Annotated in this window: 13 protein-coding genes and 1 pseudogene; 3 read left to right on the top strand and 11 right to left on the bottom strand. The window is 74.0% G+C overall.

The window, feature by feature from the left end:
• Positions 1-102: 102 nt before the first annotated feature.
• The 5 genes from HUT16_RS12490 to HUT16_RS12510 form a co-directional block, all read right to left on the bottom strand.
• Positions 103-1,683 carry an aldehyde dehydrogenase family protein gene (locus tag HUT16_RS12490; protein ID WP_176192638.1) on the bottom strand — a complete coding sequence of 527 codons (1,581 nt, stop codon included), beginning with the start codon at positions 1,681-1,683 and terminating at the stop codon, positions 103-105.
• A gap of 93 nt (positions 1,684-1,776) precedes the next feature.
• Positions 1,777-2,433 carry an HAD family hydrolase gene (locus tag HUT16_RS12495; RefSeq protein ID WP_176188249.1) on the bottom strand — a complete coding sequence of 219 codons (657 nt, stop codon included), beginning with the start codon at positions 2,431-2,433 and terminating at the stop codon, positions 1,777-1,779.
• 187 nt (positions 2,434-2,620) lie between these two features.
• Positions 2,621-3,448, bottom strand: a complete 828-nt coding sequence (locus tag HUT16_RS12500) for an aldo/keto reductase (RefSeq protein WP_176188251.1) — start codon at positions 3,446-3,448, stop codon at positions 2,621-2,623.
• Between the two features lie 32 nt (positions 3,449-3,480).
• Positions 3,481-4,668, bottom strand: coding sequence for an MFS transporter (locus tag HUT16_RS12505; RefSeq protein WP_176188253.1), 1,188 nt, complete (start codon positions 4,666-4,668; stop codon positions 3,481-3,483).
• 208 nt (positions 4,669-4,876) lie between these two features.
• A complete protein-coding gene (locus tag HUT16_RS12510; protein ID WP_176188255.1) occupies positions 4,877-5,386 on the bottom strand; it encodes a hypothetical protein in 510 nt (169 codons plus the stop codon).
• A 328-nt stretch (positions 5,387-5,714) separates the two neighbouring features.
• Here HUT16_RS12510 and HUT16_RS12515 point away from each other — a divergent pair, with 328 nt between their 5' ends.
• Complete coding sequence (locus HUT16_RS12515; RefSeq protein ID WP_176188257.1) at positions 5,715-6,260, top strand: Rv3235 family protein; 546 nt, start codon at positions 5,715-5,717, stop codon at positions 6,258-6,260.
• A gap of 65 nt (positions 6,261-6,325) precedes the next feature.
• Here HUT16_RS12515 and secA read toward each other — a convergent pair whose 3' ends face one another.
• Positions 6,326-9,103, bottom strand: a complete 2,778-nt coding sequence (gene secA, locus HUT16_RS12520; protein ID WP_176188259.1) for a preprotein translocase subunit SecA — start codon at positions 9,101-9,103, stop codon at positions 6,326-6,328.
• 220 nt (positions 9,104-9,323) lie between these two features.
• On the opposite strand from secA, the gene HUT16_RS12525 reads away from it, so the two are divergent.
• Positions 9,324-10,571 (top strand): winged helix-turn-helix domain-containing protein, encoded by a 1,248-nt coding sequence (locus tag HUT16_RS12525; RefSeq protein WP_176188261.1) that lies wholly within the window; start codon positions 9,324-9,326, stop codon positions 10,569-10,571.
• Positions 10,572-10,612: 41 nt separating this feature from the next.
• On the opposite strand, the pseudogene HUT16_RS12530 reads toward HUT16_RS12525, so the two are convergent.
• Together HUT16_RS12530 and raiA are read right to left on the bottom strand one after the other, a co-directional pair.
• Positions 10,613-11,281 (bottom strand): annotated as a pseudogene (locus tag HUT16_RS12530) (response regulator); the annotation flags it as partial.
• A gap of 238 nt (positions 11,282-11,519) precedes the next feature.
• A complete protein-coding gene (gene raiA / locus HUT16_RS12535) occupies positions 11,520-12,212 on the bottom strand; it encodes a ribosome-associated translation inhibitor RaiA (RefSeq protein ID WP_176188265.1) in 693 nt (230 codons plus the stop codon).
• A 598-nt stretch (positions 12,213-12,810) separates the two neighbouring features.
• On the opposite strand from raiA, the gene HUT16_RS12540 reads away from it, so the two are divergent.
• Positions 12,811-13,365: a ComF family protein gene (locus tag HUT16_RS12540; protein WP_254897785.1), complete on the top strand. Its 555-nt coding sequence runs from the start codon at positions 12,811-12,813 to the stop codon at positions 13,363-13,365.
• Here the strand turns inward: HUT16_RS12540 and HUT16_RS12545 are convergent.
• Genes HUT16_RS12545 through mtrA form a run of 3 tightly spaced genes read right to left on the bottom strand, consistent with a single transcriptional unit; the run spans position 13,349 to position 17,983 of the window.
• The gene (locus HUT16_RS12545; RefSeq protein ID WP_176188267.1) at positions 13,349-15,226 is read right to left on the bottom strand and encodes an LpqB family beta-propeller domain-containing protein; all 1,878 of its coding nucleotides are present in this window, start codon (positions 15,224-15,226) and stop codon (positions 13,349-13,351) included. The genes HUT16_RS12540 and HUT16_RS12545 overlap by 17 nt on opposite strands.
• Positions 15,201-17,303 carry an MtrAB system histidine kinase MtrB gene (mtrB, locus tag HUT16_RS12550; RefSeq protein ID WP_176188269.1) on the bottom strand — a complete coding sequence of 701 codons (2,103 nt, stop codon included), beginning with the start codon at positions 17,301-17,303 and terminating at the stop codon, positions 15,201-15,203. The genes HUT16_RS12545 and mtrB overlap by 26 nt, the downstream gene beginning before the upstream one ends.
• 2 nt (positions 17,304-17,305) lie before the next feature.
• Positions 17,306-17,983: an MtrAB system response regulator MtrA gene (gene mtrA, locus HUT16_RS12555; RefSeq protein WP_030459579.1), complete on the bottom strand. Its 678-nt coding sequence runs from the start codon at positions 17,981-17,983 to the stop codon at positions 17,306-17,308.
• Between the last annotated feature and the right edge of the window lie 55 nt (positions 17,984-18,038).

Consider the following 18,038-nt stretch of genomic DNA (forward strand, 5'->3'; position numbering starts at 1 on the left):
GCCTGACGAAACGAAGGTGTCAGGGGACACCGAGGCACAAACCCGCAGGAAGATCGAGTCTTCCTGGACACCTTGTCCAACGCCTGCCCGCTTCGCCGTCCGTCATTCGGGTGACCACTCCATGTGCGGGTGGACGTAGTCGGTCGGCGGGATGAACGTCTCCCGGATCGCGCGGACGGCCGTCCAGCGGGCCAGGTCCCGGGCCGCGGCGGCCGGGCCGCCGGCGGACGGCTCGCCGTTGACCCGCAGGTCGCCCGCGGCGAACCGCAGCCGCTCCACCGCCCGGGCCAGCGCCCGGCGGTCCCGGCCGAACACCGACCCGGCCGGGCGGCCGTCCGGGGCCTCCGCGCCGACCCGCTCCAGCGCCTCCTCCCAGCGGTCGTCCTCGTACACCCGCACCGCGAGCAGCGGCCCGGCGCACCCGCCGTAGCGGTCGGTGCCGCCGAGCAGCACGGTGGGGCGGACGAACCAGCCGATCGCGTCGTCGTACTGGCCGCCCGCCAGCACCTGCACCGCCGGGTCGGCCTTCGCCCGCTCGACCGCGCCGACCGCGTCGGCGAACGTCCGCCCGTCGATCAGCGCGCCCATGAAGTTGCTCGGGTCGGTGACGTCGCCGACGGCCAGTTCGTCCACCTCGCCGAGGAAGTCGTCCCGGATCCGCCGCCACAGGCCGCGCGGCAGGTACGCCCGGGACAGCGCCGAGCGGCCCTGGCCCTGGTGGGCGAAGGCGCCGCGGATCAGCGCGGTGCGCACCGCGGCCGGTTCGGCGGAGGGGTGGGCGAGCAGGAAGTCCCCGCCGCCGGTGGTGCCGGCGATCCGCGGGAAGCCCCGGTAGCGGCCGATGTTCACGCCGATCTCCCGCCACAGCCGGCGCAGCACCCCGGCGGAGCCGGCGAAGTGCAGCCCGGCCAGCGCCGGGTCGCGCAGCGCCACCTCGGTCACCGCCTGCCCGTCGCCGGTGACCAGGTTGACCACGCCGGGCGGCAGGCCGGCCTCCTCCAGCAGCAGCATCGTCAGGTGCGCGGCCAGGCTCTGGGCGGGCGCGGGCTTCCACAGCACGGTGTTGCCGAGCAGCGCGGGCCCGGTCGGCAGGCTCCCGGCGTCCGCGGTGGAGTCGGCCGGGGTGATCGCGCAGACGAAGCCCTCCAGCGGGCGGTGGTCGGCCCGGTTCCACGTCCCCGGCCCGGAGGACGGCTGCTCGGCCAGCAGCAGCCCGGCGGCGTGCGCGTCGAGGCGCCAGCGGTCGGCCAGCGCGCACGCCGCGTCGTCCTCGGCCTGCTGCACGCTCTTGGACTGGCCGAGCACGGTCGCGGCCACCAGGGTCTGCCGCCACGGCCCGGCCAGCAGGTCGGCGGCGCGCAGGAACACCGCCGCCCGCTCGTCGAACGGCAGCTGCCGCCACTGCTCCCCGGCCGCCAGCGCGGCGTCCACCGCGGCCCGCACGTCGGCGGCGGTCGCCGCGCCCAGCGTGCCGAGCCGGGCCGCGTGGTGGTGCGGCTGCACCAGTTCGGTCCGCCCGCCGCCGCCGAGCCGGCGCTCCCCGCCGATCACCATCGGCACCGAGGTGTGCCGCCCGGCCAGTTCGTCCAGTCTCCGCGCCAGCCGGGCCCGCTCGGGGCTGCCCGGCGCGTACCCGAGGGGCGGTTCGCCGGCGGGGGCGGGGACGGTGGTGACCGCGTCGATCGGCATGGTGCGGGGGTGCTCCCTAGGGGTTCGGCTGCCTACTGGTACCCCCACCCTGGACGCGCACGCCCCCGCGGCCGCGCCGTGACACGCCTACCGGGCGAGTTCCTCCGCCACCGCGACGGCCTCGGCCAGCGAGTCCACCACCGGCACGCCCAGGTGCGTCAGCTTCTCCCGGGTGTGCGAACCCCCGGTGTACAGCACCGACTTGATGCCCGCCGCGAGCGCCGCCTCGGCGTCGTCCGCGGCGTCCCCGATCAGCACCGTCCGCCCGCGGTCGATCCCGTCGCCCAGCGCGTCCAGGTGCACCGCCAGCTCCCCGGCCTTGCGGCCGCCGGCCGCGCCGCGCCGCCCGTCCACCCGCAGGAAGTGCCGGGTGAGGCCGAACGCGTCCACCGCCGGGACGAGCTTCGCGTGCTCGTACATCGACAGCACCGACTGGCTGCGCCCGGCCGCCGTCCACCCCTCCAGCAGCGCCTCGACGCCCGGGGTCAGCCCGCAGCCCGGGAACAGCTCCGTGTACTTGACGTGGAACGCGTCGTCCAGCGCCAGCCACTCGGCCTGGCTCGGCATCCGCCCCATCAGCCGCTCGTAGAACCGCGGGATCGGGATCTCGTACTGCGCCCGGTACTCCTCCAGCGTCATCGGCGCGATGCCGACCGTCGCGAAGGCGGCGTTGCTCGCGCCGACCACCGCCGCCATGTCCTCCAGCAGGGTGCCGTTCCAGTCCCAGACTATGTGTGTACGCACCCGCCAAGGGTAAGGGGCGCCACCGCCCGGTCCGGCTCAGTCCCGGTTGCCCGGGTACCGGGCGTAGAGGTCGGCCAGGTCGCCCAGCGCCCGGGCGAGCGCGGCCCGGGCCTCGTCCCGGGCCTCCCCGGCCGCGAGCAGGCGCCGCGTCCTCGCATCCCGGCGGGGAACGGGGTTCGGCGGCCGGTCAGTTGAACCGGTCCGGGTCCGGGCCGGTGCGCAGGCCGCGGTCGGTGGCGGCGATGGCGGCCATGTCGTCCTCGGTGAGCGCGAAGTCGAAGACGTCCAGGTTCTGCCGGATCCGGGCCGGGGTGACCGACTTGGGGATGACCAGGTTGCCGAGCTGCAGGTGCCAGCGCAGCACCACCTGGGCGGGGGTCCGGCCGGTGCGCGCGGCGATCGCGGTGACCGCCGGGTCGTCCAGCACCGCGCCCTGGGCGAGCGGGCTCCACGCCTCGGTGGCGATGCCGTGCGCGGCGTGGAAGGCGCGCAGTTCGGCCTGCTGGAGGCCGGGGTGCAGCTCGACCTGGTTGACGGCCGGGACGAGGCCGCCGGCCTCGATCAGCCGGGAGAGGTGCGCGGGCTGGAAGTTGGAGACGCCCGCGGCCCGGATCCGGCCCTCGGCGGCGAGGCGCTCGATCGCCTTCCAGGACTCGGCGTACAGGTCCCGGGCCGGGGTGGGCCAGTGGATCAGGTACAGGTCGACGTACTCCAGGCCGAGCTTGTCCAGGCCGGCGTCGAAGGCCCGCAGCGTGGCGTCGTGGCCCTGGTCGGCGTTCCACAGCTTGGTGGTGACGAACAGCTCCGCGCGCGGCAGCCCGGACGCGGCCAGCGCCCGACCCACCCCGCGCTCGTTGCCGTAGACCGCGGCGGTGTCGACGCTCCGGTACCCGGCCTCCAGCGCGGCGGCGACGGCCGCGGTGGTCTCCTCGTCCGGGATTTGGAAGACGCCGAAGCCGAGCTGGGGCATCTCGACGCCGTTGTTGAGGGTGACGTTGGGGACGGTGGTGCTCATGTTCCTTCTCCAGTACGGGAGTTCGATGGTTCTCAGTGGTTCAGGACGGGGGCCCGGACGGCCGCGGGGGCGGTCTTCGCCCGGCGCTCCAGGGCCGCCGAGACCAGGGCCAGCAGCAGCGCGGAGGCGGCCAGCAGCGCGCCCACCCAGTTCGGGGCGGTGTAGCCGTACCCGGCGGTGATCACGGCGCCGCCGAGCCACGCGGCCAGCGCGTTGCCCAGGTTGAACGCTCCGATGTTGACCGCCGAGGCCAGCGTCGGCGCGCCGTGCGCCTGGTCCAGGACCCGCTTCTGCAGCGGCGGCACGGTGGCGAAGCCCAGCGCGCCGATCAGCAGCAGCGTGACGGCGGCGGTGGCCTCGTTCCGCGCGGTGACGGTGAACAGCGCGAGCACGACGGCCAGGGCGCCCAGCGTGGTGAACAGCATCGGCATCAGCCGGCGGTCGGCGAACCGCCCGCCCAGCAGGTTGCCCAGGAACATGCCGGTCCCGAGCAGCGCCAGCAGCCAGGTGACCGCGCCCTCGGAGAACCCGGCGACCTCGGTCATCATCGGCTTGACGTAGGTGATCGCGGCGAACACCCCGCCGAAGCCGAGCACCGTCATGCCCATCGCCAGCACCACCTGGGCGTTCTTGAACGCCGCCAGCTCCCGCCGCAGGTGCGCCCCCTCCGGGCGGGGCAGCTCCGGCACCAGCTTCGCGATGCCCAGCAGCCCGACCACGCCCAGCGCGGCGACGGCGGCGAAGGTGGTCCGCCAGCCGACCTGCTGGCCGACGAACGTGCCCAGCGGCACGCCCACCACGTTGGCCACCGTCAGCCCGGTGAACATGGTGGCGATCGCCCCGGCCTTCCGGTCCGGTGCGACCAGCTCCGCCGCGACCACCGACCCGATCCCGAAGAACGCGCCGTGCGCCAGCGAGGCGACGATCCGCCCGGCCAGCATCGCCCCGAACCCGGGGGCGAACGCCGACAGCAGGTTGCCCGCGACGAACAGTCCCATCAGCAGCATCAGCATCCGCTTGCGGCTGATCCTGGTCCCGAGCACCGTCATCAGCGGCGCCCCCACCACCACGCCGAACGCGTAGCCGGTGACCAGCAGCCCGGCGGTCGGGATCCCCACCCCGAAGTCGGCCGCGACCTCGGGCAGCAGACCCATGATCACGAACTCGGTGGTGCCGATCCCGAACGCCCCGATGGCCAGGGCGAGGAGCGCGAGGGGCATGACCCGAACCTCCATGTGATTGCCGTTGCGCCTTACGAGCTTCGACAATAATTGCATACGCACTCACTTGCAAACGCAACGAACTCCCGCCGCCCTCCCGCGCCCGCCACCCCGGCCGCGAGCCCCCGCCTCGGGCGCCCGCCGCGGGCGCCCGGAAACGCCGAAGACCCCGCCGGGGCGGGGTCTTCGGGAGGGGCGGGGCCGGGCGTCAGGCGATCAGGCCGGGGATCTCCTGGATCGCGAACCAGAGGAGCTCGTGGTCCTCGGCGCCGTCCACGGTGAACTGGGCGTCCTGGTCGCCGCCGTCCGCGGCGGTGATCGCACCGGCGGCGGCGTCGACGTCGGCGAGCACGTCCGGGTCGGTGTCGTCGGCGTGCACGGCGGCGGCCTTGGCCAGGCGGATCGGGCCGCCCAGGACGACCCGGCCGAGCGAGGCCTGGTCCTGGTACTCGTCGCCGGGGAACGGCGTCACCGCGGAGTCGGCCACCTCGACGGCGAGCACCACCCGGCGGCGCGGGGCGCCCGGATCGGCGGCCAGCAGGCGGACCGAGGAGAGCGCCGCCCGGTTCAGGGCCGCGTACTCCAGCTCCTCCAGGTCGTCGCTGACGTACCACTCGCGCAGCGCGGGCGTCACCGCGTAGGCGACGCTCTGCTCCAGGACGCCCTCGGGGTGCGCCACCGCCAGGTCCTTCAACGTGGTCGGCACGTACACGCGCATCGGGGCACCCTTCTGACGGTCTCACTGTGCGACGGGTCAAGAATACGCAGCCCGCCCGACCGCCCGCGATGACCGGTCCACCGCCCGCCCCCGTGCGCCGATCAGGTCACCTCCGGCGTCCCCCTACGGACCGTTCCGGTGCCCGGGCGGACGTCAACTTCCGCCCCCGGCCGCGGCCGCACCGCCCCTGCGGCTGCCGGTCCGCCACCCGTACGGGTGGATTTCCGGGGGCGGCCGGAACGCGCGGAACCCCCTTGGAGCGAGGTCCGCCCGCCCGGTAGCAAGTGTCCTGTCAGCCACCAGGCACCACCCCCGTCGAGAGGGCACGATGACCGAGCAGCTCACCCGGACGCCCGGCCCCACGATCCGTCCGCTGGTCCGCCCCGTGCCCGCCGCCCGCCGGCCGGTCCGCCACCCGCACCCGCAGGCGCAGCCGCCGCACGGGCCGCACCGGGCCGGGCAGCCCACCCGCACCGCCCGCAGCCCGCGCGCGGCCTGCGACGGGGCCGGCCCGCCGCACCGGCCCAGGACGGCCGCGCCGAGCAGCACCGGGCACGCCGAGCTGGCCGGGCGGTTCGCCCACCGGCTGGTGGAGGTGCTGTGCGGGGCCCGCCCGGTGCACCAGTTGCAGCGGCACACCACGCTGCCGGGCTTCCACCAGCTCGCGGCGCTGGTGCGGACCGGCCCGCTGCGCCCGCGCGGCCGCGCCCTGCGCCCGCGGCTGGGGCGGGTGCACGACTGCGCGCCGGGCCCGGGCGCGGTGGAGGCCTGCGTGCGGGTCGAGCTCGGGCCCCGGCACCACGTGCTGGCGTTCCGGCTGGAGCGGCACACCCGCACCGGCCAGTGGCAGTGCGCGGCGGTGGAGACCAGGTGAGGCGGGCCGGAACGCGGCGGGGCGCCACCCCGGGAAGGAGTGGCGCCCCGCCGACGGGAACCGGGTCAGGCCTTGCGGCGCCGACCGCCCTTCGCCGCCTTGGCGGCCTTGCGGCGCTCGGCCCGGGTCAGGCCGCCGCCCTCGGCGGCCTGCCCGTCCTCGTCGAAGTCGCCCTCGACCACGCCGCCGCCGATCTCGTCGGACGGGGCGGTGTAGTGCAGGCGCTTGCGCTCGGGGGCCTCCAGGCCCTTGGCGCGGATCTCCGGGCGGGCGGCCGGGACGGTGTCCTTCTCCAGCCGGTCGAGCAGCACCTGCTCGTCGTCCGGCACCGGGACCTCCTCGACCTGCTGCTCGACCTGGACCTCCAGGTTGAACAGGTAGCCGACGGACTCCTCCTTGATGCCCTCCATCATCGCGGAGAACAGGTCGAAGCCCTCGCGCTGGTACTCGACCAGCGGGTCGCGCTGGGCGTAGGCGCGCAGCGCGATGCCCTCCTGGAGGTAGTCCATCTCGTAGAGGTGCTCGCGCCAGCGGCGGTCCAGCACCGACAGGACGACCCGGCGCTCCAGCTCGCGCATGATCTGGTCGCCGAGCTGGTCCTCGCGGCGGCCGTAGGCGGCGGCGATGTCCTCCTGGATGGCCTTGGTGAGCAGCTCGGGGGTGAGGCCGCCGCTCTCGGCGGCCTCCTCCTCCAGCTCGTCCAGGTCGAGCGAGACCGGGTAGAGCTGCTTGAGCGCGGTCCACAGCTTGTCGAGGTCCCAGTCGTCCTCGAAGCCCTCGCCGGTGGCGGCGGTGACGTACGCGGCGACGGTGTCGTCCATGAAGTGGCCGACCTGCTCCTGCAGGTCCTCGCCCTCCAGGACGCGGCGGCGCTCGCCGTAGATGACCTCGCGCTGGCGGTTGAGGACCTCGTCGTACTTGAGGACGTTCTTGCGGATCTCGAAGTTCTGCTGCTCGACCTGGGTCTGCGCGGAGGCGATGGCCCGGGTGACCATCTTCGACTCGATCGGCACGTCCTCCGGGACGTTCGCCATCGAGAGCACGCGCTCGACCATGCCGGCCTTGAACAGGCGCATCAGGTCGTCGCCCAGCGACAGGTAGAACCGGGACTCGCCCGGGTCGCCCTGGCGGCCGGAGCGGCCGCGCAGCTGGTTGTCGATCCGGCGGGACTCGTGCCGCTCGGTGCCCAGGACGTACAGGCCGCCGATCTCCTGCACCTCCTCCTGCTCCGCCTTGACCGCGGCCTTGGCCTTCTCCATCGCGGCCGGCAGCGCGGCCTCGTACTCCTCCGGGGTCTCCTCCGGAGTGATGCCGCGCTGGGCCAGCTCGGCGGCGGCCAGGTGCTCGGGGTTGCCGCCGAGCATGATGTCGGTGCCGCGACCGGCCATGTTGGTGGCGACGGTGACGGCGCCCTTGCGGCCGGCCTGCGCGACGATCTGCGCCTCGCGCTCGTGGTGCTTGGCGTTCAGCACCTCGTGCGGGATGCCGCGCTTGCGCAGCTCCTGGGACAGGTACTCGGACTTCTCGACCGAGACGGTGCCGACCAGGACCGGCTGGCCGTCCTCGTGGCGCTTGGCGATGTCCTCGACCACGGCGGCGAACTTGGCCGGCTCCGACTTGTAGATCAGGTCGGGCTGGTCGATCCGCTGGGGGGTCTTGTTGGTCGGGATCGGGACGACGCCCAGCTTGTAGATCTGGTGGAACTCGGCCGCCTCGGTGGTGCCGGTGCCGGTCATGCCGGACAGCTTGTCGTAGAGGCGGAAGAAGTTCTGCAGGGTGATGGTGGCCAGCGTCTGGTTCTCGTTCTGGACCTCGACGCCTTCCTTGGCCTCGATCGCCTGGTGCATGCCCTCGTTGTAGCGGCGGCCGGCCAGGATGCGGCCGGTGTGCTCGTCGACGATCATGACCTCGCCGTTGATGACGACGTAGTCCTTGTCGACCTTGTAGAGCTCCTTGGCCTTGATGGCGTTGTTCAGGAAGCCGACCAGCGGGGTGTTCACCGACTCGTAGAGGTTGTCGATGCCGAGGTAGTCCTCGACCCGGCCGACGCCCTCCTCCAGGATGCCGACGGTGCGCTTCTTCTCGTCGACCTCGTAGTCGCGGTCGATCTTCAGGCGCTGCACCAGCTTGGCGAAGTCGTTGTACCACTTGGTGGCCTGGTCCGCCGGGCCCGAGATGATCAGCGGGGTGCGGGCCTCGTCGATCAGGATCGAGTCGACCTCGTCGACGATCGCGAAGTTGTGGCCGCGCTGCACCAGTTCGTCCTGCGACCACGCCATGTTGTCGCGCAGGTAGTCGAAGCCGAACTCGTTGTTGGTGCCGTACGTGATGTCCATCCCGTACTGGCGCTTGCGCTCGGCCGGCGACATGTTCGCCAGGATCACGCCGACCTCCAGGCCCAGGAAGCGGTGCACCCGGCCCATCCACTCCGAGTCGCGCTCGGCGAGGTAGTCGTTGACGGTGATCAGGTGCACGCCCTTGCCGGTCAGCGCGTTCAGGTACGCGGGCAGGGTGCCGACCAGGGTCTTGCCCTCGCCGGTGCGCATCTCCGCGACGTGCCCGTAGTGCAGGGCGGCGCCGCCCATCAGCTGGACGTCGTAGTGGCGCTGGCCCAGCACGCGCTTGGCGGCCTCGCGGACGGTCGCGAACGCCTCGGGGAGGATGTCGTCGAGGCTCTCGCCGTCGGCGAGGCGGGACTTGTACTCGTCGGTCAGCGCGCGCAGCTCTTCGTCGGTGAGGTTGACGAAGTCCTCTTCGATCGAGTTGACCTGGGCGGCAATCCGCTGCAGCTTGCGGAGGATCTTGCCCTCGCCTGCGCGCAGGATCTTGTCGAAGACGGACACGTGAGCGGGCTCCTTGCCTCATTCGGCTCTGGATGACTGCCGGTGGGGAGTTCACCCCTACCGTACGGGCCATCGTATGCGAGGAGTCCGAGCGGCCGGGAGGTCCGTCAGCACGGTATTCCTGTGTCACCCCTGGGAGCACATCGTCCGATGCCGGGTCCAAACGGTCAAAGCGGTTCGCCCCCGGCCGGTTGTCAGTGCCGTCGCCTAGCCTCGCCCCATGGCCGAGACCCCTGCCGAGACCCCCGTCGGAATCCCCGCCGAGCCCCTCCCCGGCGCCCCCGCCGGAGCGCGCTCCGCCCGCCGCGCCGGGCCCGCCCCGGCCGCCCGGCTCACCGCCGACCAGGCCCGCCGGATCGCCCTGCGCGCGCAGGGCCTGCTCGGCTCCCCCGACCGCCGGGCCGGCGCCGGGGGCGTGCTGCGGCAGCTCGGCGCCGTCCAGCTGGACACCATCTCGGTGCTGGCCCGCTCGCACGAGCTGGTGCCGTACGCCCGGCTCGGCGCGGTCGGCCGCCGCCCGGTCGAGCAGGCGTACTGGGGGCACGGCACCGCCTTCGAGTACTGGTCGCACGCGGCCTGCGTGCTGCCGATCGGGCAGTGGCCGCTGTTCGCCTTCCGCCGCCGCGCCTACCGGGACAAGGGGCGGGTCTGGGGCCACCCGGTCTCCCCGGAGGCGTACGCCCGGGTGCTCGACCAACTGCGCGCCGAGGGCCCGCTGACCTCCACCGGGCTCGGCGGCGCCAAGCGGACCTCGGAGTGGTGGGACTGGTCCGACACCAAGATCGCCGTCGAGCGGGCGCTCGCCTTCGGCGACGTGGTGGTCACCGAGCGGCGCGGCTGGAAGCGGGTCTACGACCTGGCCGAACGGGCCGTCCCCGCCGAGCTGTTCGCACAGGACCCGACCGACGCCGAGTGCCTGGCGCGGCTGGTGGCCCTGGCCGGGGCCGCGCTCGGCGTGGCCACCCGGGCCGACCTGATGGACTACCACCGCCTCAAGGGCGCCCAACTGGACGCCGCGCTCCCGGAGTCGGGCCTGGTCCCGGTCGAGGTGGAGGGCTGGGGCGCGCCCGCCTGGGCCGACCCGGCGGCGCTGGCCGCGGAGCCCCGGGGGCGCCACCGCACCACGCTGCTCTCCCCGTTCGATTCGCTGGTCTGGGACCGGCCGCGCACCGAGCGGATCTTCGGCATGTCGCACCGGCTGGAGGCGTACACCCCCAAGCACAAGCGGGTGCACGGCTACTTCGCGATGCCGCTGCTGGCCGGCGGCCGGCTGGTCGGCCGGGTCGACCCGGCCCGCGAGGGCACCGTCCTGGTGGCCCGTCAGGTCTCGCTGGATTCACCGGGGTTCGTCCCCGCGCTGGCCGAGGCGCTGCGCGAGGCGGCCGCCTGGACGGGCTGCTCGGACGTCCGGGTGGAGCGGCTGGCGGACGAGTCGCTGCGGCCCGCGCTGGAGGAGCTGCTGGGCTGAGCGGGCCGTCCGGCGCCGGGCGGCTCCCGCCCGGCGGGCACTCAGCCTATTTCGAGGATCTTCTCACGCATCGCGTAGACCACGGCCTCCATCCTGGAGTGCAGTTGGAGCTTCTCCAGGATGTTGCGCACGTGGTTCTTCACGGTGTTCTCGCTGATGAACAGCTCCTTGGCGATCTCCCGGTTGTTCATCCCGGTGGCCACCAGCTTGAGCACCTCCAGCTCCCGGTCGGTCAGCCGGGGCGCGGGCAGCAGCTCCCGGTCGTCCGAGCGGCGCTGGATCATCGACTTGAACTCGGTCAGCAGCTTGGCCGCCATCGACGGGCTGATCTGCGACTGGCCGTCGGCCACCGCCCGGATCGCGGTGGCCACCTCATCGGTGGAGATCTCCTTCAGCAGGTAGCCGGTGGCCCCCGCCTTGATCGCCTCGTAGAGGTCGGCCTCCTCGTCGCTGATCGTCAGCATGATGATCTTGGCGCTGGGCACCACGTCCTTGATCGCGGTGCACGCCTCGATCCCGCTGCGCCGGGGCATCCGGACGTCCATCAGGATGATGTCCGGCAGCAGGTCGGCGGCCTTCAGCACGGCCTCCGCGCCGTCGCCCGCCTCGCCGATCACCCGGATGTCCGGCTCCTCGGCCAGCACGATCTCCAGGCCCCGGCGGAACAGCGCGTGGTCGTCCACCACCAGCACCCGGATCGGCTCGGCGCGGTGCGGCGGGAAGCCGGCGGCCCCCGGCCCCAGGCCCTCGCGCGAAAGGTCCCCCATCCGCTCCTCCCCCGCCCCTCAGCTCGCGTCCGACGCCGCCCATCATTCCACGGCCCGGGCCCGGTCCGGTCACCCTGCGGCGCCGAACCGCCCGGCTGGGTGACCCCGCACGTGCCGGTGACCCCGGCGGCCGGTGCGGCCGCCGGGGTCACCCGTCGCCCTCCGCGGGCCGGGCCCGGTGTCAGTCCTCGTCGCCGCCGTTGATCGCGCCGCCCGCCCCCGCGACGTCCGCCGCGGCGGACAGGTCCTCCTTGAGGTGGATCACGCCGTAGTGGTAGCCGTGCCGGCGGTAGACCACGCTCGGCAGCCCGCTGTCCTTCTCCTGGAACAGGTAGAAGTCGTGGCCCACCAGCTCCATCGCGTACAGCGCCTGGTCCAGCGACATCGGCGCCGCGGCGTGGGTCTTCTCGCGGACCACCAGCGGCCCGTCGCCCTCCACCTCCAGGTTGCCCGCGACCGTCCGGCGGGCCGTGCCGTCGACGCTCGGGGCGGCCTCGGTGGACGGCAGCTCGGCCAGCGCGGCGGTCGCCGCCGAGACGCTGACCGGCGCCCGCCCGTTGGTGCCGCCCTTGTGCACCCGGCGGCGGTCGGCGGACTTGCGCAGCTGCGCCTCCAGCTTCGCGGAGGCGAGGTCCAGCGCCGCCCACGGGTCGTTGGCGGACGCCTCGGCCCGGATCACCGGGCCCCGGCTGCGGAGGGTGATCTCCACCCGGTCGGAACGGTCGGCCTGACGCGGGTTGTGCTCCTTGGACACCTCGACATCCAGGCTGATCGCCTTGGTGTCGAACTTCTGGACCTTCTCCAGCTTCTCGGCCACGTGCTCGCGGAACCTCTTGGGCACCTCGGTCTTGCGGCCCTTGACGACGATGTCCACGCAGAACTCCGATCCCTCGTGCTGACCGGCTCGGTGTGCGTCCCGAACCGGCGTGAGACCCAGCCGGGCCAGTCCGGCCGCCGCCGCCCGCCGGGCACCGCCCGGGACCGGCGAGGACCACCGGCCCTCTTACCTCACTTCCTCCCCACCAGGAGAATTCGAAACCCCTGGAAACCTCATGCAACACCTGACTCGGGAATCTCGCCTCCCCAGTCGAACGAACGTACCGACGCGCGGTCGGCGGCCCGGCTGTTCCCCCCTGTCTACCCACCTACGGGTGAAACAACGGCGAACGACTGGACAACACGCCCGGCACCGCCCACCGTATGGCTGATGTCGCCGCCCGGCGAGCGTTCCGGAGGGGTTCCGTGACGAGCCGCAGCACCGCCCACCAGCCCGGATCCGGCCCCGCCCCGGTCCTCGCCGCCCTGCTCGACCTGCTGCTCCCCGCCCGCTGCGCCGGCTGCGGAAGCGGCTTCTCCGGCCTCTGCCCGCCCTGCCGGGCGCTGCTCGACGGCGCCGCCGCCGGCCCGGCCGGACCGCACCGCCCGCCGCCCGGCCTGCCGCCGGTGCACGCCGCCGCCCCTACGCCGGGCCGGTGCGCCAACTGCTGCTCGCCCACAAGGAGCGCGGCGCGCTCCGGCTGGCCGCCCGCTGGCGGCGCGCTGGCCGCCGCCGTGCGCTCCGCCACCGGCGCGGGCGCCGCCCGCTGCTGCTGGTGCCGGTGCCCTCGGCGCGCGCCGCCACCGGGCCCGCGGCCACGACCCGACGCTGCGGCTGGCGGGCCGCCGCCCGCGAACTGCGCCGCGGCGGCGTGGCCACCCTGGTGGCGCCGGTGCTGCGGCACAGCCGCCCGGTCGCCGACCAGGCGGGCCTGGGCGCGGCCGAGCGGCACCGCAACCTGGACGGGGCGCTGGCCGTACCGGCCCGGTTGGCGGCCCGGCTGGCCGGGCACCGGCTGGTCCTGGTGGACGACCTGGTCACCACCGGGGCGAGCCTGGCCGAGGCGGCCCGGGCGCTGCGCGCGGCGGGCTGCCCGCCGCGGGCGGCGGCCACCGTCGCGGCCACCGCCCGGCGCGGTGCGGGGGCCGGGCGGCGCGGCGCGGCGGCGGGGGAGGCCGCCGGGGAGGCCGGGCTCAGCCCGGGTAGATGAACGCCTTGCCCTCGGACGCCTTGGCGTCGGGGCCCTTGCCCTCGACCGTCCTGGGCACCGCGTGCCACTGGTTGTCCTTGAGCCGGTACAGGCCGCCCTCGGAGGAGGCGAGCACGGCGGGGTTGGACGGGTCGGTCGGGTCGGCCGACAGCCTGGCCTCGGTCGCGGACAGCGCCGTCATCGACTCGCCGCCCTGCTGCGGGGAGTCGGTGGACTGCGAGCCGTCGGTGCTCAGGAAGTGCAGCTGCTGCATCCGGTCGGTCTCCTTGCCGAGCATCACCAGCTGGTCGGCGTCGCCCCAGGCGACGGCGGCGACCTCGGTCAGCTGGGGCACGACGTCGTTCAGCCCGGTGATCCGCACGCTCGGGTCCTTCGCGGTGCCGCCGTGCTGGACCAGGCCGAGCGCCAGCTTGGTGGGGCCACCGTCCAGGCCGAGCAGCAGGGCGATCCGGGTGCCGTCGGAGGAGATCCGCAGCGACTGCACGGTGCGCCCGTTCAGCCCCTCGACCTCGACCGGGACGACGGTGCGGTCGCGCACCATCAGCACCCGGGGGGCGGACGGGTCCCGGTCGACCAGCCACAGGTCCTGCCGGCCGTCCCAGCTGGGCGAGGCCAGGGCCTTGTCGGCCGAGGGGCCGCGGCTGTGCACGATCGGCTCGCCGTACTTGCCGCCCTCGGCGAGCTCGGCCTCGGCCAGGTCCTGCCCGTCGGCCCCGATCACGGCGGCGACCCCGGCGTCCCGGCGGACCGCGACGGTGCCGGGGCGGAACTGGCCGGCCTGCGGCAGCTGGCCGAGCACCCCGGGGACGGGCACCGGGTCCAGGTCCTGGTAGTAGCGGGTGAGCCGGCCGTCCGCGAGCTGGACGAACGCCTGCACGCCGTTCTCGGCGCCGGCCAGCACGCCGGGGGCGACCAGCGCGGCCTCGCTGCTGCTGAGCGAGCAGCCGCCGCCGGCCGTCGACAGGTCGAGCCGGTCCAGCTTGCTCTGCTGGTCGGCCAGGGTCTGGAAGAGCTGCTGGGCCATCTGCTTGCAGGCGGCCGGGTCGCCGCCCGCCAGCTTGACGGTGGCCACCCGGTTGTCGCCGATGACGGCGCTCTCCACCCGGACGCCGTTCAGCCGGGAGGTGACCACCGGGCCGAGCCAGCGGGACGGGCCGTCGGCGGCGGCCTGGGCGGCCTCGGTCAGCGGGTCTATTCGGCGGCGCAGGTAGATCGGGTCGGGCACCAGCACCTGGGCGGCCTGCCGGGTGGCGGAGGGGTCGTTCGCCGCGAAGAAGTACCGGTGCACCGGCTTGTAGGTGTTCTTGAAGTTGGTCTGGTCGACGATCAGGCCGTTCGGCAGGTCGCTGATCCGCCACTCGCCCTTGTCGGGGCCGTCCGACTCCTTCACGAAGGTGAAGGTCTCGCGGTACGGGTCGCCGGGGTGGACCTTGTAGGTGTGCTGCCCGTCGAGCGCGGCCAGCTGCTTGCCGTCGACGGTCAGCTGGACGGTGGTGGCGTCCTCCGCGGGGTCGGCGCCCTTGGGGACCGGGGCGCCGTCCAGCACCACCACGCCCGCGTCCGGCTTCCAGTTCCCGGCGGCCACCGCGGTCAGGTACTGCTTGGCGGTGTCGTAGTTGGCCTGGTCGGCGTTGGAGGAGTCCAGGAAGCCGGCCAGCAGGTCCCGGGGGCTCTCGCCCTTGTGCGGGGCGACCGGGTAGACGTGCACCTGGAGGCCGTCGGCGGCGTTCTGCGAGACCTCCAGCCGCTGCGGGGCGCCGCCGGAGGGCATCGAGACGCAGCCGGTGGCGGCGGTCGCCAGCAGGACCGCCCAGCCCACCGCGAGGACCCGCCGGTCAACCGTCCTGTCGTTCCCGTCCACCGGCGGTCCCCTCCTGGTCGGTGCCGGCGCCGTCCGGTTCGGGCGGGGCCGACTGGGTCGGACGGCCGCGGTCGACGACGACCTGCGCGCCGGTGGCACCGTAACCCGTGACGTCCGAGGGGTCGGAGACCGGGGCGGCGGCGGGCCGGCCCAGGCCGGGGCCGATGCTGAGCACGCCGCCGAGGCCGGAGCCGAAGGCGTGCCGGTCGGTGTCCGGGGTCTCCGGGACGGACCCGGACTCGCCGCCGGGCAGCGCGCCCGCGCCGCGCGCGGTGCGGCGGTAGGGGGCGCCGGCCGAGGACATGCCGCGGTTGTAGCGGGAGTCCTCCGGCTCCAGCCGGAACGGGGCCCGGGAGATCTCGCCGCCGCGGGTGCGCGGCAGGGTCAGCCGGAAGTGCGAGCCGCCGCCGGGCTCGCCCCAGGCCTGCAGCCAGCCGCCGTGCAGGTGGGCGTCCTCGACCGCGATGGACAGGCCCAGGCCGGTGCCGCCGGTGGTCCGCACCCGGGACGGGTCGGCCCGCCAGAAGCGGTGGAACACCCGGGAGGCCTCGCCCGGCTTGAGGCCGATGCCGTAGTCGCGCACGCCGACGGCGACCGCGCCCTCGGCCGAGCCGAGCCGGATCACCACGTCCCGGCCCTCGCCGTGCTCCAGCGCGTTGACCACCAGGTTGCGCAGGATGCGCTCGATCCGGCGGTCGTCCACCTCGGCCAGCACCGGGTTCTCGGCGCCGCGGATCAGCACCGCGCTGCCCTTGGCCCGGGCCAGCGGGTCGGCGGCCTCCACCACCCGGGTCACGATGTCGCGCAGGTCGACCGGCTCGGCGTCCAGGATGGCCGCGCCCGCGTCGAACCGGCTGATCTCCAGCAGGTCGGCGAGCAGCGACTCGAAGCGGTCCAGCTGGTCCTGGAGCAGTTCGGCGGAGCGGGCCGCCATCGGGTCCAGGTCCTCGCGGCTGTCGTAGATCAGGTCGGCGGCCATCCGGACGGTGGTCAGCGGGGTGCGCAGCTCGTGCGAGACGTCCGAGACGAAGCGGCGCTGCACCCGGGAGAGCTCCTCCAGCTTGCGGATCTGCGCCTGTAGGCCGTTGGCCATCCGGTTGAACGATTCGCCGAGGCGGGCGATGTCGTCGGTGCCGGTGACCTTCATCCGCTCGTCGAAGTGCCCGGCGGCGAGCCGCTCGGAGATCCCGGCGGCCATCCGCACCGGCGTGACGACCTGGCGGACCACCACCCAGGCGATGCAGCCCAGCAGGATCACCAGGAACAGCCCGGCGGTGGCCAGGGTGCCGATCACCAGGTTGAGGGTGGAGGTCTCCTGGTAGAAGGAGAACACGTAGTACAGCTGGTACGGGTTGCCGTCCGGGCCGGTGAACTGCTTGCCGATCGCCAGGCCCTTGTCGTCGCCGGGCGGGGTCTGGCTGTTCGGGGCGCGGTGCAGCTTGACCTGCTGCTCCTGCGGGTTGGTCGGGTCGGAGGCGACCAGGCGGCGCAGCTCGGGGGTGATCGAGTCGGGCAGGATCGAGCCGGAGTAGCGGGCGCCGCGCAGGCCGGCGCTGGAGGCGCTCTCCTGCTGGCCGCCGGGGGCGAGCGCGATCACCGAGTAGACGCCGGAGCCGCCGGAGGCCAGGTCGGAGACCTGCTTGGTCAGCCAGGCGTTGATCTGGTCCCGGGTCGGGTCGGCGGTCGCGCCGGCCTTGGCCTGGAGGTTGATCGCCTCGTTGATCTTGTCCTGCTCGATCTGGAAGCCGCCCAGGGCCTGCCCGTGGGCGGACTTCTGCTTGGCCTCCAGCAGGCCGGTGCGCACCTGGGCGACCACGACGACGCCGAGCACCAGCACCACCACGAAGGACAGCAGCAGGGTCGTCGCGACCACCCGCAGCTGGATCGAGCGGCGGTACAGCGCCAGCAGCCGGCCGGCCGGGTGCCGGAACGGGCGGACCAGCGGGGCGAGCAGCCCGGCCCACCAGCGGCGCCGGCGCGGCTTGCCGGTGGTGGAGCTCAGCACGTCCCCGCGCACAGCGTGCTCCCCGCCGGACCGGTCGTCCGACGGGGAGTGGTCAGCCCTGGTGTCGCTCATCCTCAGCTGGGCCCGGCCTTGTACCCGACACCGCGCACGGTGACGACGATCTCCGGGCGCTCCGGGTCCTTCTCGATCTTGGAGCGCAGGCGCTGCACGTGCACGTTGACCAGCCGGGTGTCGGCGGCGTGCCGGTAGCCCCAGACCTGCTCCAGCAGCACCTCGCGGGTGAACACCTGCCAGGGCTTGCGGGCCAGCGCGACCAGCAGGTCGAACTCCAGCGGGGTCAGCGGGATGCCCCGGCCCTCGCGCTTGACCGAGTGCCCGGCGACGTCGATCACCAGGTCCCCGATGGTCAGCTGCTCGGGGGTGGGCTCCTCGGCCCGGCGCAGCCGGGCACGCACCCGGGCGACCAGTTCCTTGGGCTTGAACGGCTTGGTCACGTAGTCGTCGGCGCCCGACTCCAGGCCGACCACGATGTCGACCGTGTCGGTCTTCGCGGTCAGCATGACGATCGGAATGCCCGACTCGGCCCGGATCTGCCGGCAGACGTCGATGCCGTCCCGTCCGGGCAGCATCAGGTCGAGCAGCACGAGGTCCGGCTTGGTCTCCCGGAAGGCGGCCAGCGCCTTGTCCCCGTCAGCGACGAAAAACGGCTCAAAACCTTCACCACGCAACACGATGCCGAGCATCTCGGCCAGTGCGGTGTCGTCATCGACGACGAGGACACGTCCCTTCATGTCTCCATCTTCTCATCACCCGAATGTGACCTGCGCCGCACGGCCCCGCCGTCCC

It is taken from the genome of Kitasatospora sp. NA04385 (genome assembly GCF_013364235.1).
Lineage (GTDB): Bacteria > Actinomycetota > Actinomycetes > Streptomycetales > Streptomycetaceae > Kitasatospora.